Source organism: Alcanivorax sp. HI0083 (assembly GCF_001635175.1).
On record NZ_LWFX01000917.1, the window covers coordinates 1 to 3,141 of the forward strand.

The following is a 3,141-nucleotide window of genomic DNA, read 5'->3' on the forward strand; positions in this document are numbered from 1 at the left end:
GGACATGACTCGCGATGAGGAATCACCCTTTTTACCCCATAAACCCCTGAGAAGCTTTCAATCCTTGATTCCGGGAAAGGGAGACCTGCATTGGGCGTGACAGCAAGAGCAAAACGCTCATCCATGTTTTTCCCCAACTGAGAATAGAAAGCCACCACTTCCCCTGTATCGTCATCAATAGACGCAAATCGCTCGAGCAGAAATTCCTCAGAATGCTGACTTTTCTCTCCATACTCTTGTTCAGCACTTTCCCGCTCAAGATGAATGAAAACATGCCCATACATGGCTCGCATTAATCGACTATTAATGATATCGGTCTGCTGGTAAGCGAAATAGGGAATCTCAACGGAATCCCCGTACCGGTCATAGGAAAGGAAATCCGTTTCTTCAAAAAATTCGCCGGAACCTATGCCGGAACCAGGGAAGCCACGTTGACGAAACCCCGTGTTGATCGACCCTAACGTTAAATCATAATCACAACCTTCCAAACGATAGGATCGCACGTCATATAGCGCCCCGGAGAATGGCGACTCAAGGTCTTCCAGCGTGTAGCTTTCGGACACATAGCCTCCTTCCTGCAAGCAGGTAAAACCATGATGACTGGCCACATCAACACCATTACCCATCTGGATATTTGCATGACCTTCTATCGTGCTCAGGGAGCCTGTGTGATAGAAACCGCCACCAAACAACAACACCGCATCTTCTTCAGACGTTAACGTCGCAGCTGGCAGGGGTTCTAATGGCGCTCTGAATATTGCAGGTTCAGGATAGGCTTGGGCTACCTGATCGCTGTCACTGCCACCGCCTCCGCAACCGGCAAGAAAGGCACTCCCCAAAAGCATTACTTTCAATCGCATTAATCTTTTATCCATGAAGTTATTTGGCCATTCGATATCACAGAAGTCCGCATCCTCTTCTTATTCGCAGGCCGCATCAAATTCATCCATCACCTGCATCATGTCCTTGTCCATGCCAATCCACCCGACAACATACTCACCCCCTTGCGCGACGACCTCATGGCGTAACTCGCGACGCTCGAGGATCCCGACAAGAATGTCTTTCTCGTCTTCTGAAAGTGTTATTTTGGCAAGCCCCGTTTCGCCTTTTGAAAGGTCCGGCTCCAGCGTCAGCACTTCGGCTGGGCGACCGTTGACTACCGATGCACCATCAAACCCTCTCAGAACGGCCTCCACAGAAATGCTTCCGGCACCACTTGCGCCATCACGAATGATGCTAAGGCCTCGCTGTTGCGGCGGATTGCCGGAGAACAGCACTACCGCACCGTCACCCAGATGACGGCGTTCATCGCCAATCACGTTGAGAAATTCCTGCTGACTTTCCGGAAGGTAGACATCTCCCTCCTGGTACGGCGGGCTATCGCTTCCGAGGCGGCTTTTGCGATGCGTCACCACAGGGGTGACTTTGCCTTGCTCATCAATGTCATACCGGATGATCAGCAAGGCGGTCGCCTGATGTAGCTGATCTTCATCGGAAAGCCGATTGAACGCCTCCCAGGAGGAAGCTTCGACTTCGATCATGCCTTCTTGCCCACCCATCGCAGCCTGTTCATCGGTATCCGGGCCACAGGCACACAGGATGAGAGACAGACCACACGCCAGGCCAGCACACAACAATGCTTTCACAGAAAATCCTTTTCTTGTTTTTAGTCCTTGGCCCCTGCCGGGATGAGAGGCCCAATCTAGCCATTGCGCAAAGAATTGCAAATTAGCCCGTATCCCGCCACGCCCCCGGCGACACCCCCACCCACTGTTTAAATGCCCGGTTGAACGAACTTTGCTCGGCAAAGCCCAGCAGCATGGTGATTTCGAAAAGCGATAGCGACGGGTCGCGCAGGTAGCTTTGTGCCAGTTCCTGGCGGGTACGATCCNGCAAGCCCTGAAAGGTCTGGCCGCTTTGTGTGAGACGGCGTTGCAGGGTACGAACGGAGATGGCCATTTCGTTGGCCACGTCTTTCAGGGATACCCGCGCATCGGGCAACAGGCGCAGAAACACCTGCTGCACCTGAAAGGCGAAGGGATCATTGCCCGGCAAAGCGTTGGACAAGGCCACAGACTGGCGATCAAGAATCTGGCGCAGGGCCGGGTTGGCGGTGGGCAGGGGGATGCTGAGGTAATCCGCCGGGAAGCGCACCGCCACATAGGGCGCGCCAAAGCTCACCGGGCAGCCAAAGAAGGCCTCGTAGATGGCTGGGTTTTCCGGGGCGGGTGAGGAGAAGGTCACCTCTGCGGGATTGGGGGCGTCCGGGACGATCTTGCGCAGGAAGCTGATCAGCGCCGAGATGGCGGTTTCATCCACCAACAGACCCAAGCTGAGACCACCGAACAGGGGCCAGCCGATTTCGGCCTGATTGCCGCGGATCACCACTTCCGCCATGCGGATCCCGTAGAACAGGGATTCGAAACGCTGGTAGGCATACAGGGCCTGGCCCAGGTTATCGCTGGCCTGCACCAGATACCCCAGCACCCCCACATGATCCGGGCTGATGCAGGCGCCGATCTCCAGACCACGCCCGTCACCGGGGTGCACGGCATACGCCCGCCGCAGCAGGTCCAGCCACTGGATCAGGGGGACCTGCTCACCTGGGCCCAGCCGGGACACCGCCGCCCGCAGGGTCGGGGCATGAAGTTGCTGCTGATCCAGCCAGTCCAGCAGCACGCGCACGTAGGAGCCATTGACGCGGATGGCGGTGGGATCGGGATAAGGGTTCGTCATGGCATGATTGGATAACAGCTTGGCATGATCCGTCAATCCCACTGGGCCGGCATTTTCTAGCATGGCCCCATCAAAGACGCGTTTTATTAGCGCCCGCCCCATGACCTGAGGGAGCCCATCCATGAATCTGATCGACTTTGCTGTTACCACCTACCAGAACGCGGACATCAAGGAGCTGCTGCTGGTAGCCATGATGCCGCTGTTCGGCCTGACTATCGTTCTCGAGGCCTGGCGCTTTCGTGGCACCGGTATCTATAGCCTCAAGGATTCCGCTGCCAGCATGACGCTGGGCGCCAGCTATGTGCTGCTGGAGGTGGTGGTGAATGCCTTGTTCGTGTTCGCCATTCTGGACTGGGTGTACAGCTACCGGCTGATGGACATTGCCATCACCCCGTGGACCTTTGC

The 3,141-nt window shown here is 56.0% G+C and carries 3 protein-coding genes and 1 pseudogene; 1 reads left to right on the forward strand and 3 read right to left on the reverse strand.

The genetic code is table 11. From position 1 onward, the window contains the following. From A3754_RS09595 to A3754_RS09605, 3 genes are all read right to left on the reverse strand, one after another. Positions 1–860 (reverse strand): hypothetical protein (locus tag A3754_RS09595; protein ID WP_197468599.1); only part of this gene is annotated, 860 nt, incomplete at its 3' end. Between the two features lie 60 nt (positions 861–920). Continuing rightward, positions 921–1,727, reverse strand: coding sequence for a hypothetical protein (locus A3754_RS09600; RefSeq protein ID WP_156496937.1), 807 nt, complete (start codon positions 1,725–1,727; stop codon positions 921–923). A gap of 1 nt (position 1,728) precedes the next feature. Further along, on the reverse strand, positions 1,729–2,799 hold the full coding sequence (locus A3754_RS09605; RefSeq protein WP_231880575.1) for an AraC family transcriptional regulator: 1,071 nt from the start codon (positions 2,797–2,799) through the stop codon (positions 1,729–1,731). A 58-nt stretch (positions 2,800–2,857) separates the two neighbouring features. On the opposite strand from A3754_RS09605, the pseudogene A3754_RS09610 reads away from it, so the two are divergent. After that, positions 2,858–3,141 (forward strand): annotated as a pseudogene (locus A3754_RS09610) (hypothetical protein); the annotation flags it as partial.